The sequence below is a fragment of the Pseudomonas onubensis genome, from assembly GCF_965653655.1.
Classification (GTDB): domain Bacteria; phylum Pseudomonadota; class Gammaproteobacteria; order Pseudomonadales; family Pseudomonadaceae; genus Aquipseudomonas.
In genome coordinates this window covers 1-1,554 of the sequence record NZ_CBFHAZ010000205.1, presented here as the reverse complement: position 1 = coordinate 1,554, position 1,554 = coordinate 1, and the positions used below count along the sequence as shown (strand labels likewise).

Sequence of the window (1,554 nt, the reverse complement as noted above, 5' to 3'; positions counted from 1 at the left end):
CTCCGGGCACTGATAACACCACTACCGTCACGTTGACGGCTCCGTCCGAGGCGAACGAGGGTGGTCAGATTACGTACACCGCTACGCTTTCCAATAAAGCTGGCACTGACGTAACGCTGAAGTTGGATAACGGTTCGAGCATCACCATCAAAACTGGTGACACCGTTGGCTCCGTGACTGTTGCAGCGCCAAGCGATGACGTGTTCATCGACAAGAGCACTCAGACCGTCAAGATCACTGACACCACTGGCGGCAACTTCGAGAAGCTGGAAGTTGCAGGCAACGGCGCAACCACGACGATCAACGACACCATCGACAAAGTGGATGTAGTCCTGACCGCCACCACCACCGTTGGTGAAGGCGGCAATATCGTTTACACCGCGTCGCTGGTCGACAAGTCGGGCAATGCGGTGACTAATATCACCAACCCGTTGACCGTCACTCTCGATAACGGCCAGACCATCACCATCGGCGTGAACCAGTCCAGCGGCAACGTCACAGTTGTAGCTCCAGATGACGTGTACAAGGGCGACCAGACCGTCACTACCGCTATCACTAATGTGACTGGCGGTGAGCACTTCGAAAATCTGGTGCCAGGTACTACGCCGGTTAGCACTACCGTCACGGATACTCCGGGTACCGACAACACAACTACTGTCACGCTGACCGCGCCAAGCGCAGTCAATGAAGGTGGTCAAATCACCTACACCGCCACCTTGAGCAACAAGGCCGGTACTGACGTAACGCTGAAGTTGGATAACGGTTCATCTATCACCATCAAAGCTGGTGACACCGTTGGCTCCGTGACTGTTGCGGCACCAAGCGATGACGTGTTCATCGACAAGAGCACTCAGACCGTCAAGATCACTGACACCACTGGCGGTAACTTCGAGAAGCTGGAAGTGGCTGGTGATGGTGCAACTACGACTATCAACGACACTATCGACAAAGTGGATGTGGTTCTGACTGCAACGACCACCGTTGGTGAAGGCGGCAGCATCGTTTACACCGCGTCGCTGGTCGACAAGTCGGGCAATGCGGTGACCAACATCACCAACCCGCTGACCGTGACTTTGGATAACGGCCAGACCATCACCATCGGCGTTAATCAGTCCAGCGGCAGCGTGACCGTTGTAGCTCCGGATGACGTGTACAAGGGCGACCAGACCGTCACTACCGCTATCACTAATGTGACTGGCGGTGAGCACTTCGAAAACTTGGTGCCAGGCACAACGCCTGTCAGCACTACCGTTACCGACACTCCGGGTACCGATAACACCACTACTGTGACACTGACGGCTCCGTCTGCAGTGAACGAGGGTGGTCAAATCACCTATACCGCCACCTTGAGCAACAAGGCCGGTACTGACGTAACCCTGAAGTTGGATAACGGATCTTCCATCACCATCAAAGCTGGCGATACCGTCGGCTCCGTGACTGTTGCGGCGCCAAGCGATGACGTGTTCATCGACAAGAGCACTCAGACCGTCAAGATCACTGACACCACTGGCGGTAACTTCGAGAAGCTGGAAGTGGCTGGTGATGGTGCAACTA

Annotated in this window: 1 protein-coding gene; it reads left to right on the top strand. The window is 55.3% G+C overall.

Going from position 1 to position 1,554, the window contains the following annotated elements; all coding sequences use genetic code 11:
- Nucleotides 1-1,554: immunoglobulin-like domain-containing protein (locus ACTD9P_RS29565; protein WP_438870412.1), on the top strand; the 1,554-nt coding region annotated here is incomplete at both ends.